The sequence below is a fragment of the Polyangium sp. 15x6 genome (assembly GCF_029960785.1).
In the GTDB taxonomy this organism is placed as follows: Bacteria; Myxococcota_A; Polyangia; order Polyangiales; family Polyangiaceae; genus Polyangium.
Genome location: NZ_JASBQE010000091.1, coordinates 1 through 17,565, shown reverse-complemented (window position 1 = coordinate 17,565; position 17,565 = coordinate 1). Strand labels below are relative to the sequence as shown.

Sequence of the window (17,565 nt, the reverse complement as noted above, 5' to 3'; positions counted from 1 at the left end):
AAAAACCGCTCATCCCTGCCCCTCTCCCGTCCTGCGGGAGAGGGGTATGGGAATCAGGCTTCGGGATCCCGCAAGAGATACCCCGCCATTTCGTCGATCAGCGGGATCGCGTCCGGCTCGTGCGACTCGGCGACCTTGCGGGCCGCTTCGAGCGCGCGTTTCGCCGTCTTCACGTCGTCCGTCGCCACGCAGAGCTGCGTCGTCGCGAGCAGGACGGGCAGGAGCGCGGCCGGATCCTCGGCCTGCTCGGCGGCCAAGCGGGCGCGCGGCAGGAGTTCGCGCGCGCCTTCGACGTCGCCCACGGCGAGCGCCGCGACGATCTTGTTCGAATAAAGCACGGCGCGCTGGGCCGGATCCTCGGTTTGTCGGTCCAGATCGTCGGCCGACATCGCCGCGAGCTGCTCCATCTCGAACGCCTGCGCGAGCCCGGCCCGCAGCCGCCCGAGGCCATCGACGTGCGCGGGCAGGTTCGCCGCCTCGGCGTCCTTCTGCGCCTGATCCAGCACCGCGAGCGCCTCCTCCCCGCGCCCGAGGCTCGCGAGGGCCCGCGCTTCGAGCGCGCGCGCGGGCGCGAGCAGGTCGGGTATGGCCGAAAGCGACGGCTGGAGCGCCTTCACGCGCGAGAGAGCCTCCTCGAATTGCCCCGCGCCGAGCTCGTTCGCGGCGAGCGACAGGACGCTCCGCGGATCGTCGATCCCTTCCTCGGACATGACAAACCTTTCTCGCGCCTTCAGCGCTCTTCCTTGGGCCGCTTTTCCGGCGGCAGGTAATGGGCCCCGAATCCCTTTTTTTCGAGCCAGGCCGCGAGCAGCTCGCGCCGCTTCGGCTCTTCGAGCTCCGACTCTTCGAGGCCGAGATCGACGGCGATGCTCGCCACGAGCGAGCAACGATGCTCCCCGGGCGAGAGCTTCGCCTTCTCCGTCTCTTCCTTGCATAGCCGGAACACCGCCTCGTACTTTTCGAGCGTCCCCTTGGCCTTCGCTTCCTTCGAGCACCCGAGGGCGAGCATGGGCAAGGCGAAGACGAGCGCGGCGAGGACGCGCAAGGAGGGGTTTTTCATGAGGGCCGGTGGTCCTGCCGTTCGAGCGGCAGCGCACCGTACACGAGGGCGAGGGCAAACGGAAGGGCCGGCGGGATCTAGCCGCGGCGGAGGACCACGGCCGCCTGCGGTTCGAGCACGCGGAACGTGAACGACTCGGTCAGGAAGAGCTCGACCTTCTGTTTATCGTGGTACGTGTATCCGATCGAGAGGTCCTGCCCGACCGTGAGCTCGAAATCGCCGCCGCGCACGGAGAGCAGCACCGCGCCGGAGAGCGCAGGCGCCCACACGACGGCGTGGTCGATGATCTGCCGCTCGATGCGCTTCAAGATCGGATACCCGTCGTCCGAGCCCGCCGCGAGCTCGTCGTATTCACGCGAGCCCGCCACGAGCACGTACGGACCCGTGACGCCGGCCGATCGGAGGACCTCCTGCGCCTGCACGACCGCGGCCGGGAACGCCGTGACCGTCGGAATACGCACGGGCGGGTACGGGCTCTTCTGCACGATGCCGTGGATGTCGCCCTCGGCATAACCATGAAAAATGGCGCCGTCCTCGACGCGCGCGATCCGCTCGGCCGCCTCCACGACCGGAGACATGTCGAGGTCGACCGCGCCGCGCGACGCGGCGTCGAGGTCCGCGAGGTCGAACACGATGGGCGTGCGCGCCTCGAGGAGCGGCTGTGACAGGCGCTGTCCGATGGACACGCCGGACACGGGGCCCTCGCCGAGCGGGCGGAGCCGGCCCGAATTGACCGAGGCATACCCCCAGCCGAACGGCCCGCGGAAATCGACGAGCTTGCGCGCCGCGAGGCTCAACTGGAGCACGCGCCGCGCCTCGGCGTCGATGAGCGCGAACGCCTCGGGCAGGATCGGAGCGAGGTCACGACGGAGCAGATCCAAGGCCACGATTCACCTCCCCCTCAAGCTGCCAATGCCGAGCCCACGACCCGAGCCACCTCGCTCGGGCGGCGACGAACCCGCACCCTCGCTTTCGCCTCCGCCCCCTTCTTTTTCTTCCTCGCGCGCCTCGATCTCGGTGATCGGCACGTCCTTCAACAAATAGGTGCGGATATTCTTGTCAAATAACGAATCCTGCCGGCGGATCCATTCGAGGTTCATCATCGCGTGCTCGATCTCCTCGGCACGGTTGTGCAAAAGGACGGCCCGAAGCTCCGCGTCGTTCGTGACCTCGGCGCGTTGCGCGTACCAATCGATGGCCTCGAGTTCCTCGATGAGGGACCAGATCGCTCGGTGCATGTCGCGAGCCGCAGGCGACAGGACGTCGTATGGCTCGTGGTAGGTCTCGCTGCCCATGCCCTTCGGATGCCGGAGCCGGGCGCGAGTTGCGGAGCGTCGGGGGTGAAGGCCACGCAGGCAGGCGCGGCCGGAGATCAGTAGTGAATGCGCGGCCCCTGTGCCTGGATCTGCCCGGCCCCCTGCTTCACCGCGTTCGCGAGCAGGAAGATCGAGACCGGCAGGAGCACCGCCGCGAGGACTTGCATCCCCGTCGTGAGGACCTGCGTGAGCGTGAACATCGTCCCGACCCTCATGCCGGCGAAGCTCAACGCGAAGCTCAAGAGCTGCCGCAAGATCGAGGCGACCGTCATGAGCCCCCCCGCGCCCGCGAGGCAGAACCCCGCGAGGTCATGCACCTTCTTCACGGTGCCGAGCCCCACGGCGACGAGGGCGACCCCGAGCAGCGTGAGCACGCCCGCGCTCGCGAGGCTGAGCAGGCTCATCCCGAGTCCGCTCATCCCGCCCATGCCCCGCCGCCCTTCTGCTGCCGCGTTTCCGCGAGCTTGTACGACCCGAACGCGATCCCGCCGAAGAAGACCGTGCCCGTGCCGAGCCAGATCACGGTGCCGATGACGTGCAAGGTCATGATCGAATCGGCCTTCACCGTCATCGCGTCGAGGATGAAGTCGAGCACGAGGCCAAAGAGCCGCACGCCCCCGGCGCCCGCGAAGACGAGCCCCGCGTTCTGGTTCACGGGACGCACGAGGACGAGCCCCAGCACGAGCACCGCGATGGCCACGAGGACATGCACCCCCGTGGCGAGGCCCCCGATCATTGTCAAAAGACCGCGTTCTGCCGGGTCCATCCCATCCTCCCTCACGCCGTGTGGCGCTCCTTCGACGAACGGGCCCGACAGTACACTTGTCCGGGACACACCGCGAGGGAAGAAGGCTCTCGACCGGACCGGCCCGAATTCATGCTACGACGCGCGCCGTGTCCCTCCCCGCCGGGCTCGTCGTCCTCGCGCTCGCCGTCCTGCTCGGCGGCATCGCCGCGATCTGGCGCGACCACGGGCAGCGCGTCATGCCCGGGCTCGGGACGTTCGCGATGGTCGGCTCGGCCGCGATCGCGCTCCTGCACCTCCTGCCCGAGGCCATCGCCGAGGTCGGCTGGCTGGCCCTGGGCGCGGCGGCGGCCGGCTTCCTCGTGCCGTTCCTGATCGAACGGCTCACGCCGCAACGGAACGCGCACGCGCACGCGCACGCGGACGGTCCCACGCTCGTGATGGGGTACGTCGCGGTGCTCCTGCACCAGGCCGGCGAGGGGACGGCCGTCGCGTCGCTCGCGCGCGCGGCGGAGCTCCACCCGACGATCGTGCTCGCGATCGCGGGGCACACGGTGCCGCTCGCGATGGTGGTGGCGATCCAGGCGCTCGACCACGTGACGGGGCCGAGGAGCAAGGTCATCGCGGCGCTCTCGCTCGCCGGCTGCGCGCTCGCGACCGTGGGCGGCGCGCTCTCGCTCGACCTCGTGGGCGAGGCGCGGATCACCTCGATCCGGCCTTGGCTCGTCGCCGCGGTGGCGGGGCTGCTCCTGCACGCGCTCTCGCACACGCCGAAGAAGACGGGCGAGGAGACCACGCGGAGCCGGGTGACGGAGGTCGTGGCGGGGCTCGTGGGGCTCTCGCTCGCGCTCCTCAGCCTGGAGCACGACGGCTGGGTGCTCTACCTCGACTGGCCGCTCCGGGTCCTCGGCGTCGTGGTGCTCGTCGCGGCCGTGGTCGCGAAGGGGCTCTTCAGTGGCGCGCGAACGGTCGCGGAACATCCGCTGCGATCGGACGGACGAGATCCTCGGGCTGGATGAGCCACGTCGGCTCGGGGACGTCCTCGAGCTCGTAGAAGCCGCCGCAAAAGACCTCGTGCGGGCACGTCGCGCAGACGGGCTTTTTCACGCGCCGCTCGCGCAGGTACTCGAAGAGGTTCACCTCCTCGTTGTTCACGAAGAGCATGTGCCGCTCGAGCTTGAGCATGTCGCCGAGGAGGAACTCCTCGTAGCCGGGCATGAAGCAGAAGGGCAGGTTGATGACCTGGATCTTCATGCGGTCGCGGAAGTCGTCGATGACGCGCATCGTCTCCTTCGCCGCGATGCTCGTGTCCGGACAGACCGAGCTCGTGGCGCGGCCGAAGGGCGTGAGGAACTGGATGTTGAACCAGCGCAGGCCGAGATCGAAGACGAGCGCGGCGACGTCGTGGAGCTTCTTGTGGTTCGACTTCGTGAGCGTGATGTTCGCGCCGAGCTCGACGCCGGGCGGCGCGAGGCGGACGAAGTTTTTCACGCCGAGGATGGTCTGATCGAAGGCCTCGGCGACGCCCACGTTCTGCGCGTGTGTCTGCGCGTCGGGGCCGTGGATGCTCGTCAGGATCGAGGTGACGCCGGAGTGGACGAGCTTCTTCGCGAACTCCTCGTAGCTCGACATGCGCGCGTTCGTGGTGACGTTGACGCGCTCGTAGCCGATGCGGCGGGCGAACCCGACGAGGCGGACGAGGTTCGGGTTCAGCGTGGGCTCGCCGCCGTCGAAGTCGAGCAGCGTGACGCCGAGCTTCCTGTATTTCACGAGCAGCTCGCGTTGCCGATCGAGGTCGCCGTCGAACTGCGTGCGCGTGCCGGTCGCGCAGAAGGTGCAGCGGTTATTGCACTTGTAGGTGACGTTCATGATCACCTTCTTCGGCCCCTGCGAGGCGCCGATGCGCTGATCGAACGTCCACTTGAAGCGGCGGAGGTCCTCCGCGGTGAAGGCGTCGGTCTCGATCGTCGGCGCTTGCTGGAAGCGCGGTCCCCAGTCGTTCACGACGGGCAACGCGCGGCCCTTCTTCCGGGCCTCGGCGCCGAGGCGCGTGCCGGGCAGGGGCGTGGCGAACTGGACGCTCGGGAACGCGCCCGTCTCCTCGAAGAGGTCGAGCGCGAAGGCGAGCGTGCCGTTGATGTCGCGCTTCGTCTCCCCGGGCAAACCGATCATGAAGTGCACGAGCATCGGGAGCGAGGCCTCGTGCGCGAGCTTCGCCGCTTCCTTGATGGCGTCGAGGTCGAGCTGCTTGTCCACGACCTCGTCGACGACGCGCTGCACGCCGCTCTCGGCGCTCACGCTGAGCGTGGTCATCCGGCCCTTCATGGCCTCGACGTGGCGCGAAAGGACGTAGTCGGCGCGCACGCCGTTCGGGATCTCGAAGCGCAGATCGTGCTTCTCGAGGAGGTCGAGCACGGCGTCGAAGTGCCGCTCGTTCACGTTCACGAGCTCGTCGAGCAGGTGGACGCGACGCACCCCGCGCGCGGCGAGGTCCCCGAGGAGGCGATCGAGGTAGGCGGGGCCGTACCGGCGCTGGGTCTTCGGCGCGACGAGCTCGCCGTCCTTGCGGGCCGTGGGGTTCGAGGAGCAGTGCACGCAGCGGTAGGGGCAGCCGCGGCTCGTGAGGATCGGCGCGCTCCTCTCGTCGATCGGGAAGGCCCAGTGGGGCCGGCCGAGGCCGCGGATCGTGGCCTCGTGGAAGGCGAAGTAGGCGGGCAGATCGACGAGGTCCCACGCGGGCAAGGGCAGGTCGTCGAGGCGCGGCGGGTCCTCGGGGACCAGGGCGAACGGCTCTTCGGGTCGGCCTCGTCGTACGAGATCGGAAAATACCCGTGCGAGCACGCCTTCGGCCTCGTACCGGATCAGGGCGGAGACCTCGGGATAGGCGGCGAGGATCTCGCTCGACGGGACGTCGACGACGTGCTGGCCGCTCTGATAGAGGTCTGCCAAGACAAGGGGACGATCCGGACGATGCGCGGCGAGACCAGCGAGGAGCTTCCCAAGCAGATCGTCGCGCGAGGGCGGCCTGTGAAACGGCGTGTACGCGACGAGGACGGCGTCGCTCTCGTCAGAGACACGCGCGAGGACCCTGTCGAGCGGCGCGCCGAGCCGCACGTAGCCCGGGTCGTCGTCGTGGCTCGCGAGCGTCGCGCCCTCCATCGCGAGCGCGTCGACGAGGTCGACCTCGAAGCCCGACGCGCGCAAGACAGCGGCAGCCTGGAGGGCGCCGAGGTCGGCGAAGTACGGGTAGTCGATGAAGTCGCGCGAGACGCGGATCGGGGCGAAGACGATCGCGATGCGGGACATCGGCCGTATCGTATAAGGGAAGGGCTCCGCATGGCGAAGGTTGTTTCCCCGAAAAAAGTGGCCGCTCTGTCCATCGCCCTCACCGCGGCGATCACGTCGTGGACCTCGCCTTCGAGCGCGCAGCAAGGCCCACGCGGCGGCCGGAGCACGACGGACGCGGCGGCCGAGGCGAAGAAGGAAGAGGCCGGCGTGCGGACGCTCGGAACGAGCGGCCTCGAAGATCCGAACGACCCGACCCTACGCGTGGTGACGGCGGAGCGGCGGAGCAGCTTTACGTTTGGTCTCGCGATCGGCGCGTCGCTCGGCAGCGCGGCGGGGTTCCCGAACGATCCGACGAAGATCGGCCTGCTCCGGTACTACACGGACACGGGGATCGGCGCGGGCTTCGGCGCGCGCGCGTGGGCGGGCGTGGCGCTCAGGGACTTCTTGACGTTTGGCCTGACGTTCGGGTCGCTCGGGATCGACGCGGGCGAGACGGTGATGTTCAGCGGGATGGTCGGGTTTCACACGGAGATCTTTCCGCTCTACTCGCTCGGCGGGGCGATGCGCGATCTCGGGCTGATGGTGGAGACGGGCGTGGGGACGGCGATCGTGACGCCGGCCGACGATCAGGACACGCTGCTCGTCGACGGAGGTTTGACCTCGGCGCTCGGGGCCGGGGTGTTTTTCGAGGGGATCCGGCTCGGGTCGAAGGTCGGGATGGGGCCGTATCTCTCGTACGATTACATGTACGGCAATTCGATCCGCGGCGGGGCCTTCGTGCTCGGGTGGCGGACGGCGCTTTATCCGCGGCACAAGTGAGGCGCGCCGGCAGATTCAAACCCCGACGAACACCTCGTCCCACTCCTCCTCGCCGAGCAGCCATTCGAGTGCCTTGCGGCGCTCCAGAATGACGTTCGGCTGGACCTTGCCCGGCAAGCTCATTCGTTTGCGCGCGGCGATCTCGAGGCCGCGGTGCAAGCAGCGGGCGAGGTCGCAAGCGGCGAGGATTTCCTCGTGGCGGCGCAATCGGCTGCGCTTGCGCAAGGCGCGCACGTCGCGGGCGTCGTCGAGCTCGCCGAAGATCATCGCGAGCTCGGGGCCGCAGATGCGCGAATAATCGAGGGCCCGGAAGAGCGAGGCCGCCCAGCCGAGCGCCCAGAGCGCCTCCATGCGGTCGAGCAGGCCCGCGGGCACGTCCTCGGCGCGACCTTCGAGCACGCGCGCCTCCGAGGGCGAAAGCGCGCCCGTGACGCCGATCTCGGAGACCCAATCCAAGGCGGTCTCTGGCGGCATGCCGGAGGCGCAGGCGATCACCGCGTCGAGCGCGAGCATGCGATCGACGACCTCGTCCTTGTCCCGTAAACCCCCGCGGTCCGTGATCAGCGGCAAGCTCACGTCGACCGGGTAGCCGAGCCGCCGCGCCATGAAGAGCGAGCGCTGGCGGATCATACGCAGCGCCTCGCCATCCACGGGCGAATCCCCCGGCGCGCGTCCCCCAGGCGCTCTCATGGTCTTTCTCTCCAGACCCCGGAAACGATCCGATCGTGCCCGCCGAGGTCTTTTTGCGTTTCGATATCGGTAAAACCCTGCGCGGCGAAAAGCTCGCCCACGTCATGCGCCTGGCCGGACATCACCTCGACCGCGATCACGCCGCCCGGGGCGAGGTAACGCGGCGCCTCCGCGGCGATGCGCCGGAAGAGCACGAGCCCGTCCGCCCCGCCCGAGAGCGCGAGGTGCGGCTCGAAGGCGCGGATGTCCACCGCGAGCGTGTCGATCTCGGCCTCCGGGATGTACGGCGGGTTCGCCGTGATGAGGTCGAACACGACGCCGCGGCCTTCGAGCGCGGAGAAGAGGTCCGAGACGCCGATCGCGCAGTTCGTGGCGCCGAGGCGCACGACGTTCTCCCGCGCGACGGTAGCCGCGTCCGGCGAGAGGTCGAGGCCGACGACGCACGTGGTCGGGCGCTCGCGCGCGAGCGAGATCGCGACGCAGCCGGAGCCCGTGCAGAGGTCGAGGACGCGCGCCGCGAGGTCGAGGTGCTTCGTGCGCGCGAGCGCGACCTCGACGAGCGTCTCGGTGTCGGGGCGCGGGATGAGGACACGCCGATCGACGCGGAAAGGCCTGCCGTAGAACTCGCGCACGCCGAGCAGGTACGCGATCGGCTCGCCGGCGCGGCGGCGCTGGTAGAGCTCGCGGTACCTGCCGAGCTCGGCCTTGTCGAGGGGGCGCTCGGCGTCGACGATGAGCTTGATGCGGTCGATGCGGAGGACGTGACAGAGCAAGAGCTCGGCATCGAGGCGCGCCGAGGAGAAACCTCGCTTCTTGAGGTCGTCCACCGCCCACGCGAGCACGCGACGGATCGTCCACGTCTCGCCCGGCGCCTCGGCGCGCGTCGTCGTCACGGGCGGCCGCCTGCCTCGGTCGCGCGGCGGATCGCGTCTGCGACCACGCCCTCGACCTCCGCCCGGATCTCGTCGCGCCGCTCGGGCGTGGCCGCCTCGAAGCGCAGCACGAGCACGGGCTGCGTGTTCGACGCGCGGCAGAGGCCCCATCCGCCCTCGCCGAAATCGAAGCGCCCGCCGTCGATGTCGAGCACGGGCCGCTTGCCGCGGTAGTGCGCGACGACGGCGGCGACGACGTCGAACTTGAGCGCGTCGGGGCAATCGACGCGGATCTCCGGCGTGGCGAACGTCGGCGGGACGCCTTCGAGCAGCTCGCGCAGCGTCTTGCCCTCGGACGCGACGATCTCCACGAGGCGCTCTGTCGCGTAGATCGCGTCGTCGAAGCCCGGCCAGCGGTCCGCGAAGAACATGTGGCCGCTCATCTCGCCCGCGAGGAGCGCGTGTTCTTCCTTCATCTTCGTCTTGATCAGCGAATGCCCCGTCTTCCACACGATCGGCCGCCCGCCGTGCTTGGCGATGTCGGCGTAGAGCGTCTCGGAGCACTTCACCTCGCCGAGGATGGTGGCGCCGGGATGTTCACGGAGCAGGGCGCGGGCGTAGAGCAGGAGCAGTTTGTCCCCCCAGACGACCTCGCCCGTCTCGTCGATCGCGCCGATGCGATCGCCGTCGCCGTCCCACGCGACGCCGAACGTGGCGCCCGTGGCGAGCACGCGCTCGCGCAGCGCGGCGAGGTTCGCAGGGACCGTGGGGTCGGGGTGATGGTTCGGGAAGCGCCCGTCGATGTCGCAATAGAGCGCCTCCGGCGAGAGCCCGAGGGCGGAGAGGGTCGCGACGCCGAGCGGCCCGGCCGCGCCGTTGCCAGCGTCGACGACGAAACGAACGTCGGTGCGGGCGAGGCGGCTCGATCGGCGGACGGACGCGATGTACGCATCCTGGACGCTGGTCTCCGTGAGCTTGCCGCGCGCGGCGGGCGGAGCGGCGAGCGCGGCCTCTTGCTCGATGAGGTCGGCGAGGGCCTGGATGTCCTTGCCGTAGAACGAGCCCTTGCCGCGCATCATCTTGAAGCCGTTGTCGGGCGCGGGGTTGTGGCTCGCGGTGATCATCACCGCGCCGTGCGTCTCGAGGTGATGCGCGGCGAAGTAGAGCATCGGCGTCGGTCCCACGCCGACGTAGATCACGTCCGCGCCGCCCGCGAGTAGGCCCTCGGTGAGCGCCGCGAAGAGGCGATCGCTCGACAGGCGGCCGTCACGCGCGACGGCGACGCGCGGCGTCTCCACGTCCTGGCGAAGTACGAGCGCGTAGGCGCGGCCGAGCTCGCGGGCGAGGTCGTCTTCGATGTCGCGCTCGGCGACGCCGCGGATGTCGTACTCGCGGAAGATATGGCGCGGGATCTTCATGAGGATGCCTACTCGCCGGCCGATTTGGCACGTCGGGCGAGGGAACGAAACCCCAAAGTTCGCCTGTGGTCGGGGCCGCTCGCTGCGCACAGGTGCCGCACGTGTGGGGAACGCGGCTTGCACGTTCGCCGGGCGTGAACCGTCTCAGCGACCAGGATCTGAGGGCGTCGGGCACGACGATGGTGCCCGTGGATCAACAGCGGCGAGCGCTCGAGCATAGGCTGGAGCTGGCGAAGGAACGCCTCGTCGCGGATCTCAGTCGTGTCTCGTCGATGCTGAAATCGAGCGCCGGCTCGATGCGCAAGAACATCGTGCGCGCCGCCGTCACGATCGGAGGGCTCTTGCTCCTCGGGATCGTGACGGCCGTGGTGCGTCGGCGTCGGCGCCTCGCGTGGCGCTCGCTGTGAAGGGAGCGAGCGATGAAGCAGGATCGACCATCGAACGGGAACGGGCACGCGCTCGTGCGCGGCCCTTCGAGGATGCCGCCCGGCATCATGGAGCGTGAGCTGCCGCCGATCGCGCGGCCGCCGGCCGGCGTGGGGATGTCGACCGGAGAGGCGATCGCCGCCGTCGCGCGCGACACGATCGACGTGGCGACGGAGCTCGTGCGGGACGGCATCGCGCTCGGGAAGCTCGAAGCGCAGCGCGCCGTGAGCGAGGCCGTGCCGCGCGTGGTGTGGGGCCTCGTGGCCTTCGTGTGCGGGGCCGCGGCGGCCGTGGTGGCGATCGTCGCGGTGATGATCGGGCTCGGGGCGATCATCCCCTCGGTGGCGGGAAGGCTCGCGATCCTCGCGGGTGTGCTGTTCGTGGTCGCCTTCTTCGGCGCGGTGCGCGCGATGCGCTCGGGGCGGGCGAGCGTGGCCGTGCCGATCAACGCGACGGAGTCGCCGGTCGAGGAGGGCGTCCACAAGGCGGAGCTGCCAGGCGTGACGCTCCCGGGCGTGCCGGCCCGATCAAGGCCGATGGTGGGACCGCAAGGGGGCTAGTCGATGTCGTTGTACCCGACGGGCGGCTCGGCGAGTTTCGCGACCTTCGCGGCTCCACGAAACACGTAATCCGAGTAGCTGTAGGGCCCGTCCGACCAAACGAAAAAATCCTCTCGAAGCTCGCCGCCCGGGGCGCCGTCGAGGAGCTCCGGCGCGGCGAGGATCGGGCCTTCCTGGAAGACGGGCGCGGAGGCGTCGACCTCCTCGCCCGCTTCTTCCATCGCCTCGAGCGCGCCGCGATGCCGATCGGCGTCGAGCTCGTCGACGGGGAAGAGCTCCCAGTCGAGCAGGATGAGCTCGGGGTGCGGGGGTTCATCCGCGGAGGCGTCGAAGGGCTCGTGCGTCGCGGGGGGCAGGCCCGTCTCGGCGAGCGCTGCGCGCAGGGCTTGTTTGTAGCGCTCGGCGGTCTCGCCCGGCGTCCAGAAGGCGCGGAAGACGGCGCAGATCTCGTCCGCGGTGGCCGAGCGCCAGAGGGAGGGATCACGCGATGCGATCTCGAGCCCCTTCTCGCGGCTCCGGCGCGCGGCGAAGGCCTGGGCGTGCGGGGCGAAGGCGGGGAGATCGGCGAGGGCGCGATCGACGGTCCAGTGGATGCGATGATCGACCTCGCGGACGTAGCGGTGTTTGCCGAGGGCGCGGAGGAGGCGCTCGATCTCTTCGAGCGTGCGCGCGGAGAAGGACCAGGCAAGCATCATGGGAGCCTCTGCTTCAGTCGTTGCACGAGCTGCGCGCGCCGATCTTCGTCGCGCCGACGTCGACGGTGCAGCGCGTGATGCACGCGTCGATCATGGGGGACTTCGTGTCGACGCACATCTTCTGGCAGGCGTCGCGGAGCGCGGCCTTCATGACCGGCCCCTTCTCGCCCTCGCCGCGGGCCGTGCCCTTGAACGTCCCCGCGCCGGCGGTGATCTCGGTCGTGCACTCGACGCCGCGCTTGCAGCCGGCGAGGAGCGAGAGGACGAGCGGGAGCGCGAGGAGGACGAGGCGTGGGTGGGTCTCGAAGGCCTTCCGGGTCACGGCGCGACGATAGCGCAGGACGCGGAGAGGAAGCGAGCCGGTGGCAGGCGCGTGAGCACGGACGGGTACGTGGAGGGTGGCGGTAACGACGAACGTCCTCGCCTCTCCCCCCACAGCATACGAGCCATGGCCACGGCGAGAGCGCGACAGTGGCACCAACGGCTCGCTCGACGCGTGCAGAGCTCGAAATCGTACCGGCCTTACGAGGAGCCCCGGCGGGGCATACAGAGGCGCTCGGTGAACCCGAGGTAAGCCTTGGCCAGGAGCGGCTCGTCGGGCCGCAAGACGAGCTTGATGCCCACGGTACCCAGGATTCGACTCGGCCAGCGGTGATGCGGCAGGGCGACGACCGCTTCGGCAGGCCAGCGCAGGAGGGCCTCGGCTTTTTCAGGTAAACAGGCGCCCTGCGTGCAGAGCTCGCCGAGCACTGGCTCCCATCGCGAATCCCCGGGCGCGTGGTAGATCTCCAGGCCGAGGACGGGCTCCACGCGGGCCGTCACGTCGAGGTGGCAGGAGACGTGGCCTGTGCGCGGGAAGAGGGACGCGAGCAGGTCTTCGAGGCGCGGCCTCGCGCCGGGCCAGGCAATGGCGTCGAGGTAACCCGGCAGCGCGTCCACGGGCAGGGTCGAGACGACGCGGACGGCGTCGAGTCCGCGCGTCGCGAGCGGCGCGACATGCAGCGCGCGCCCCTCTGAAGGCAAACGCTCGATGCAGCGGGTCATCTCGCGCTCCGTCACCGCGGAGAGCGGACGCCCGAGCAGGAGCGTGGCGGCCTCGCGGATCACCTGCAGGCAGACGGCCCGCGTGGCGCTGTCCTGCGGCCCCGGGGGCAGCGCGTCGAGCAGGTGCCGATCGACGCAGGGAAAGGGCAATGGCGAGGGCAGGGCGTCTTCCCCCTCGACGTCGAATTCGAGCCAGAGCACCGGCACCCAGGTTTGCAGGGAGGAGCCCTCGCAGCTCCAGGCTTCGCAGAAGCTCCGTACGGCTTGCCAGGCTGGATCGTTCTCCCCGGCCGGCCGGCGCAGCATGGCCCGAGGACCGCCCTCCTTGGCGAGCAGGTACATCAGGAGGTCCACGCGCGGGTCTTTGCCGAGGCGGCACTCGACGGCGCCGCCCGAGGCCACGGGCGGCAGCGCGCCCGTCAAGCGCACGAGCGCGCGCTGCGTGTCGGGCGGGACGAGCGCCGGGGGAAAGAGCGACGCAGCCAGCTTCAGGGTGTCGTCGATGGCGAGGATCATGGGTTCACCTCTTCACGAGGAATTCGATGTCTCGCACCTCGAAGGGTTTTCCCTGTTGGTCGAGCACGTGAACGCGGTACCGCCCCGTGGGGATGTCCCTGCCCAGGTGAAACGTCACGTCGACGCTCGATTGCAGGGCCTTGGGGTTCTTCACGACCGAGGTTTTCCCGGGGATCTTCGTATTCCCCGACTGGAGCTCCCAGGCGCGGAATGCTTCCGGGAAGAAGGCGCCGTAGAAGGTCACGGTGACGGCATTTCCTCTGCGCCCTTCCGCGATTCTCGGCGCGGTGGTCCGCGTTTCGGGGGGGATCCATGGCGTGGGCTGAATCATGAGCCCCGTCCTCGGCTCCCCGGTGCATGTCTGGAGCCATTCCTCATCATCGAAGAAAAAGCCGTTGGAATTCGCCTCGCTGGAGAGCGCCAGGGGAGACGCCACGGTCTCCGGATCCTCCAGGAATTGCCGCCGCAGATCCGGATCGTCCTCCAGGCGGCGGACGAGCTCGCGCAGGCCATCCTCGTTCAACGCTTTCGCCGTTCCGAGGTCCGTCGCAGCCGGGTTCCGGTAAAAGACGTGGTTCGGCGCGTAGGTATTCGTGACGATGATGTCGGGCTGGCTCGAATGGGCGTACCTGACACGCACGACATCTCCTGGCTGGAGCCGCTCCGCAAACGATATCCAGTTGCCACCGGGCACGGAGATCCATTCGCGGGGACCGAGCGTGCGCCCGTTGCGCTCCACCTCCAGGATCGCCTCGGTGGTCTGACGCGAGAGGGTGACCACGGCGCGGGGGCGCTGGATCAGGAACATCTCCCGGGCCTCCCTCCAGTGGCTGCGATCCAGGTCGGCGACCAGGATCGTCTCGCCGATGGTGCAGGTGTCGGATGTCCACGCGGGGTTCGTCTGGAACCCCCGCCCGGCGCCCAGATACATTTCGAGGGGCGCGCCCATGCCATGGTACGCCGGGCCCCAGCGGGTCGCGAGCAGATCCAGCGCGCCGTCACCACTCACATCGGCCAGCCGCACACCGGAGCCCCAGCCGACGGTGTCGGAGATCCAGACGGGGTCCCTCCCCGCGAGAGGCGCAAACGCCATGATGGGGGACGCGCCACTCACGCCCCTCGCGCAGCTCCCGGGCGGCGGGGGCTCGACGGGATAGCTCGCGTAAGCGTGATGGGCGTAGTCGAGCGTCCGTGGTGGTAGGTCGTGGTCCAGGTGGTCACGGGGCACGTCGATGTAATCGTTGTACGAAGCGATCACCGTGGTGGATGCCCCGATCTGGCCCACGTCGATGAAGTAAGGAAAGCCGAACTCCGCGCGTGCCGTCCACCATGGCCTTCTCGGGAACCGGACGGCCCCACACGCGTCGAGGCGGCCGCGATAGATGGGCAATGACCTCGCCGCCACGACGAGGTCCAGAAGACCGTCCCTGTCGACGTCGGCGAACTTCGCTCCGGTGGCGTGCAGGTAGTCTTCGGAGTACCACGAAGCAAACGACGAGAGCACGCCGGCGTCGTTGTCGAATATGCCCAAGGAGCTCGGCGAGATGCCCCCTCCCTCGACGTCAACCATGGAGCGATCGACTGCCACAGGGACAGCCAGATCCAGGTCACCATCGCCGTCGTAATCCCCGAGCGCGCTTCCGAAGATTGACTCAAAATACATGTTATTGCGGTAACTCGGCAGGAACTCGAGGGTTCCATTGCGGTTGAAATAGACCTTGATGCTCCCCTCCTCCTCCGGGTTCTCGACCTTGGGACCGACGGTGGCCACCACGTCGATCCATCCGTCTCCATTGATATCCCCCACCGCGATCCCCGTATGGTAATCGAGATCTGCGGAAGACCAGCTCGGATCGAGCGGGAAATGCCCCCGCCCATCATTGTAGGAAACGGTCACCGCGCGCTTCTCCAGGTCGTTCCCGTTCGCCACGATCAGATCCGAAAAACCATCCCCATTGATGTCCGCGAGCGCCGCGCCCAGCGAATGCGCCAGCGGGTCGCGAGAAGCCAGGACGGGCATCCGGGAATAGGGAAGGCTCGCTCCGTCCGCCGCGCGGAGCGCCCCTTCTGCCCCGCTGCTCGCCCCCCCGTCCGCATCCGGATGCTCCCCGCAGCCGAACACAGCGGCACAGAGTGCCCCGCCAAGCGCAGTGCGCCCCACCGAACCCCACACCAACCATCCTCCCTCGTTCCTTTGCTGCTTCATGATTCCCCCGTGCCCTCGGCAGACCTCGGCGCGAAGAAGCTCGCCTGGCGGCTCGAGAGCTCCAGACGGACGCTCGAGCAGGCACCCCTTGCCCGGCGCGGAGGTCAAGCAGGCGGCGTACCACCGCACGGTCAGGTTCGTCTCAACCCGTAGTGGGAGCGGGAGCGGAGGCGGATCGAGCGGGTTACGCCGTGCGGGGGATGGAACCGACCACCGAGGTCATCTTCGAGCTTCGTGCCGACCTGCGAACCGACTTCGAGGTCGATGGCAAGGAGAGCAAGGAGGAGGATGAGCATCGGAGGTCCACGTCACGTTCAGGCCAGAGAAGCAAAGACATCCACCGACTCGACGCGTACCTTCGCGCCCCGGATCGGACTTCATGGACCTCGCCCTCTGCATCTCGCTCACCCCGAAAGACACCTCGCACCTCGGAGACGAAGACCTCGCCGAGCTCGACAGCCCGGAGCTCGAGGCCGCAGTCGTCCGGGCACTCGAACGCCTCGGCACCGTGCGCGTGTGGGATACGACGACCCTTTCGCCCCAGGAGATCGCCGCGCAGCGCCGCCCCGACCTGATCTTCAACCTGGCCGAGGGCATGTATGGCACCGGCCGCGAAGCCCAGGCCCCCGCCCTCTTCGAATGGCTGCAATGGCCGTACGTGGGCAGCGATCCGGTGACGCTGGGGATCACGCACGACAAATGGTACACGAAATGCATTCTCGATCGCGCAGGCATTCCCACGCCCCGCGCCGAGGTGGTGCATCACCCGCTGCGCCGCGCGCTCGGGCTCGCGTTTCCGGTGATCGCGAAGCCCGTGGCGGAAGGGGCAGGCAAAGGGATTTACGATGCGAACGTGGTCGACGACGACGCGGCGCTCGCGGACATCGTGCGCGCATACCTCGATCGATATCGCCAGCCGCTGCTCGTCGAGGAGTTCTTGCCGGGCCGCGAGTTCACGGCGGCGGTGATCGGCAATAGAGGCTCGTTCGAGGTGCTGCCGCTCGTGGAGATCGATTTCACGGCGATTCCCCGGAGCCCGCGGCGCGTGTATGGCTACGAGGCCAAGTTCACGTGGCACAGCACGAAGCACATGCTCTGTCCGGCGCAGGTCGACAGCGGGCTCGAGCGTGACCTCGCGTCCCTGGCGATCCGCACGTGCGAGGTGCTCGGGATCCGCGATTGGGCGCGGGTGGATCTGCGCCTCGACGGCGCGGGAAAACCGTACGTGCTGGAGGTCAACCCGCTGCCGGGGATCTACCCGGAGCTCGATTACATTTCGTGCTTCACGAAATCGGCGTACGCCGCGGGGATGACGTTCGAGGGGCTTTTGGAGCGGCTCGTGCGGACGGCGATGGAGCGGTATCGGTCGGATTGGTTCTTACCGCACAAGGTGGGGAGACGGCAGCAGGGCGTGTGATGCGCTGTTCCCGGCACGCCAGCACGTGAAGGTCCGAACCGACCTCCCGCCGGCCACGTGAGAAGCCGTCGCGCTGCTCTTCAATGGGTACCGGCAGCTCGCCGTAGACCTGGGTGGAGAGCCCGATCCCGAGATGGCGCGGCGGTCAGCGGGCCGCCACGCAGTGCCAGCCGCCGGCACGGGTTCTCGCATGCGGCCGGGACCGCCATGGCATGGCAGACTGGCCGCCGGTGGCACGGGCCTTGCGCGGTCGACCCGGCCGGCGACGAGGCGCCGGCAAAGCTGCTGTGGCGCGGAGGAGCTTCCCTACCGCTTCGTGCGCGGTTCGCGCGGGTTACGCCGGGTCAGGGGAGGTTACCTTCGAGGTCCGCGCCGAGCTCCGAACCGACCTCCGAGGTTACCTTCGAGCTCCGCGCCGAGCTCCGAACCGACCTCCGAGGTTACCTTCGAGCTCCGCGCCGAGCTCCGAACCGACCTCCGAGGTTACCTTCGA

Annotated in this window: 19 protein-coding genes; 5 read left to right on the top strand and 14 right to left on the bottom strand. The window is 68.9% G+C overall.

Annotation, left to right across the window (positions count from 1 at the left end):
* Window positions 1-53: 53 nt before the first annotated feature.
* The 6 genes from QHF83_RS41255 to QHF83_RS41230 all read right to left on the bottom strand — a co-directional run bounded on the left by QHF83_RS41255 (window position 54) and on the right by QHF83_RS41230 (window position 3,142).
* Window positions 54-710 carry a hypothetical protein gene (locus QHF83_RS41255; protein WP_282423590.1) on the bottom strand — a complete coding sequence of 219 codons (657 nt, stop codon included), beginning with the start codon at window positions 708-710 and terminating at the stop codon, window positions 54-56.
* Window positions 711-730: 20 nt separating this feature from the next.
* A complete protein-coding gene (locus QHF83_RS41250; RefSeq protein WP_282423589.1) occupies window positions 731-1,060 on the bottom strand; it encodes a hypothetical protein in 330 nt (109 codons plus the stop codon).
* A 77-nt stretch (window positions 1,061-1,137) separates the two neighbouring features.
* Entirely contained in the window at window positions 1,138-1,947 is an 810-nt protein-coding gene (locus tag QHF83_RS41245; RefSeq protein ID WP_282423588.1) for a family 1 encapsulin nanocompartment shell protein, read from the bottom strand.
* A gap of 3 nt (window positions 1,948-1,950) precedes the next feature.
* Window positions 1,951-2,355 (bottom strand): encapsulin-associated ferritin-like protein, encoded by a 405-nt coding sequence (locus QHF83_RS41240; protein ID WP_282423587.1) that lies wholly within the window; start codon window positions 2,353-2,355, stop codon window positions 1,951-1,953.
* A 77-nt stretch (window positions 2,356-2,432) separates the two neighbouring features.
* Entirely contained in the window at window positions 2,433-2,780 is a 348-nt protein-coding gene (locus tag QHF83_RS41235) for a hypothetical protein (RefSeq protein WP_282423586.1), read from the bottom strand.
* 11 nt (window positions 2,781-2,791) lie between these two features.
* On the bottom strand, window positions 2,792-3,142 hold the full coding sequence (locus QHF83_RS41230) for a hypothetical protein (RefSeq protein WP_282423585.1): 351 nt from the start codon (window positions 3,140-3,142) through the stop codon (window positions 2,792-2,794).
* A 128-nt stretch (window positions 3,143-3,270) separates the two neighbouring features.
* Here QHF83_RS41230 and QHF83_RS41225 point away from each other — a divergent pair, with 128 nt between their 5' ends.
* On the top strand, window positions 3,271-4,140 hold the full coding sequence (locus QHF83_RS41225) for a hypothetical protein (RefSeq protein ID WP_282423584.1): 870 nt from the start codon (window positions 3,271-3,273) through the stop codon (window positions 4,138-4,140).
* Here the strand turns inward: QHF83_RS41225 and QHF83_RS41220 are convergent.
* Window positions 4,073-6,427: a radical SAM protein gene (locus QHF83_RS41220; RefSeq protein WP_282423583.1), complete on the bottom strand. Its 2,355-nt coding sequence runs from the start codon at window positions 6,425-6,427 to the stop codon at window positions 4,073-4,075. The genes QHF83_RS41225 and QHF83_RS41220 overlap by 68 nt on opposite strands.
* A gap of 30 nt (window positions 6,428-6,457) precedes the next feature.
* Here QHF83_RS41220 and QHF83_RS41215 point away from each other — a divergent pair, with 30 nt between their 5' ends.
* Window positions 6,458-7,228, top strand: coding sequence for a hypothetical protein (locus QHF83_RS41215; RefSeq protein WP_282423582.1), 771 nt, complete (start codon window positions 6,458-6,460; stop codon window positions 7,226-7,228).
* Between the two features lie 15 nt (window positions 7,229-7,243).
* Here the strand turns inward: QHF83_RS41215 and QHF83_RS41210 are convergent, their stop codons facing one another.
* From QHF83_RS41210 to QHF83_RS41200, 3 genes are read right to left on the bottom strand one after another with little or no spacing between them, the layout of a single operon-like run.
* A complete protein-coding gene (locus QHF83_RS41210; protein ID WP_282423581.1) occupies window positions 7,244-7,918 on the bottom strand; it encodes a DUF4272 domain-containing protein in 675 nt (224 codons plus the stop codon).
* On the bottom strand, window positions 7,915-8,811 hold the full coding sequence (gene prmC, locus QHF83_RS41205) for a peptide chain release factor N(5)-glutamine methyltransferase (RefSeq protein ID WP_282423580.1): 897 nt from the start codon (window positions 8,809-8,811) through the stop codon (window positions 7,915-7,917). The genes QHF83_RS41210 and prmC overlap by 4 nt, the downstream gene beginning before the upstream one ends.
* Entirely contained in the window at window positions 8,808-10,208 is a 1,401-nt protein-coding gene (locus QHF83_RS41200; RefSeq protein ID WP_282423579.1) for a phosphomannomutase/phosphoglucomutase, read from the bottom strand. Before QHF83_RS41200 ends, prmC begins: the two co-directional genes overlap by 4 nt.
* A gap of 134 nt (window positions 10,209-10,342) precedes the next feature.
* Here QHF83_RS41200 and QHF83_RS41195 point away from each other — a divergent pair, with 134 nt between their 5' ends.
* Window positions 10,343-10,615 carry a hypothetical protein gene (locus QHF83_RS41195; protein ID WP_282423578.1) on the top strand — a complete coding sequence of 91 codons (273 nt, stop codon included), beginning with the start codon at window positions 10,343-10,345 and terminating at the stop codon, window positions 10,613-10,615.
* A 12-nt stretch (window positions 10,616-10,627) separates the two neighbouring features.
* Window positions 10,628-11,194, top strand: coding sequence for a phage holin family protein (locus tag QHF83_RS41190; protein WP_282423577.1), 567 nt, complete (start codon window positions 10,628-10,630; stop codon window positions 11,192-11,194).
* Here QHF83_RS41190 and QHF83_RS41185 read toward each other — a convergent pair.
* From QHF83_RS41185 to QHF83_RS41170, 4 genes are all read right to left on the bottom strand, one after another.
* Window positions 11,191-11,889 (bottom strand): hypothetical protein, encoded by a 699-nt coding sequence (locus tag QHF83_RS41185; protein WP_282423576.1) that lies wholly within the window; start codon window positions 11,887-11,889, stop codon window positions 11,191-11,193. The two genes, QHF83_RS41190 and QHF83_RS41185, sit on opposite strands and share 4 nt — an antisense overlap.
* A 13-nt stretch (window positions 11,890-11,902) precedes the next feature.
* Complete coding sequence (locus tag QHF83_RS41180; protein ID WP_282423575.1) at window positions 11,903-12,211, bottom strand: hypothetical protein; 309 nt, start codon at window positions 12,209-12,211, stop codon at window positions 11,903-11,905.
* Between the two features lie 200 nt (window positions 12,212-12,411).
* Entirely contained in the window at window positions 12,412-13,449 is a 1,038-nt protein-coding gene (locus QHF83_RS41175; RefSeq protein ID WP_282423574.1) for a hypothetical protein, read from the bottom strand.
* A gap of 4 nt (window positions 13,450-13,453) precedes the next feature.
* The gene (locus QHF83_RS41170; RefSeq protein ID WP_282423573.1) at window positions 13,454-15,469 is read right to left on the bottom strand and encodes an FG-GAP-like repeat-containing protein; all 2,016 of its coding nucleotides are present in this window, start codon (window positions 15,467-15,469) and stop codon (window positions 13,454-13,456) included.
* A 565-nt stretch (window positions 15,470-16,034) separates the two neighbouring features.
* On the opposite strand from QHF83_RS41170, the gene QHF83_RS41165 reads away from it, so the two are divergent.
* On the top strand, window positions 16,035-17,072 hold the full coding sequence (locus tag QHF83_RS41165) for an ATP-grasp domain-containing protein (protein WP_282423572.1): 1,038 nt from the start codon (window positions 16,035-16,037) through the stop codon (window positions 17,070-17,072).
* Window positions 17,073-17,565: the final 493 nt, after the last annotated feature.

Excerpts from the sequence above, each read along its gene's own strand:
- QHF83_RS41200 (WP_282423579.1), bottom strand. The coding sequence starts at position 10,208 with ATGAAGATCCCGCGCCATATCTTCCGCGAGTACGACATCCGCGGCGTC.
- QHF83_RS41255 (WP_282423590.1), bottom strand. The coding sequence starts at position 710 with ATGTCCGAGGAAGGGATCGACGATCCGCGGAGCGTCCTGTCGCTCGCC.
- QHF83_RS41175 (WP_282423574.1), bottom strand. The coding sequence starts at position 13,449 with ATGATCCTCGCCATCGACGACACCCTGAAGCTGGCTGCGTCGCTCTTT.
- QHF83_RS41250 (WP_282423589.1), bottom strand. The coding sequence starts at position 1,060 with ATGAAAAACCCCTCCTTGCGCGTCCTCGCCGCGCTCGTCTTCGCCTTG.
- QHF83_RS41215 (WP_282423582.1), top strand. The coding sequence starts at position 6,458 with ATGGCGAAGGTTGTTTCCCCGAAAAAAGTGGCCGCTCTGTCCATCGCC.
- QHF83_RS41210 (WP_282423581.1), bottom strand. The coding sequence starts at position 7,918 with ATGAGAGCGCCTGGGGGACGCGCGCCGGGGGATTCGCCCGTGGATGGC.
- QHF83_RS41190 (WP_282423577.1), top strand. The coding sequence starts at position 10,628 with ATGAAGCAGGATCGACCATCGAACGGGAACGGGCACGCGCTCGTGCGC.
- QHF83_RS41235 (WP_282423586.1), bottom strand. The coding sequence starts at position 2,780 with ATGAGCCTGCTCAGCCTCGCGAGCGCGGGCGTGCTCACGCTGCTCGGG.
- QHF83_RS41170 (WP_282423573.1), bottom strand. The coding sequence starts at position 15,469 with ATGCCCGTCCTGGCTTCTCGCGACCCGCTGGCGCATTCGCTGGGCGCG.
- QHF83_RS41230 (WP_282423585.1), bottom strand. The coding sequence starts at position 3,142 with ATGGACCCGGCAGAACGCGGTCTTTTGACAATGATCGGGGGCCTCGCC.
- QHF83_RS41185 (WP_282423576.1), bottom strand. The coding sequence starts at position 11,889 with ATGATGCTTGCCTGGTCCTTCTCCGCGCGCACGCTCGAAGAGATCGAG.
- QHF83_RS41240 (WP_282423587.1), bottom strand. The coding sequence starts at position 2,355 with ATGGGCAGCGAGACCTACCACGAGCCATACGACGTCCTGTCGCCTGCG.
- QHF83_RS41220 (WP_282423583.1), bottom strand. The coding sequence starts at position 6,427 with ATGTCCCGCATCGCGATCGTCTTCGCCCCGATCCGCGTCTCGCGCGAC.
- QHF83_RS41165 (WP_282423572.1), top strand. The coding sequence starts at position 16,035 with ATGGACCTCGCCCTCTGCATCTCGCTCACCCCGAAAGACACCTCGCAC.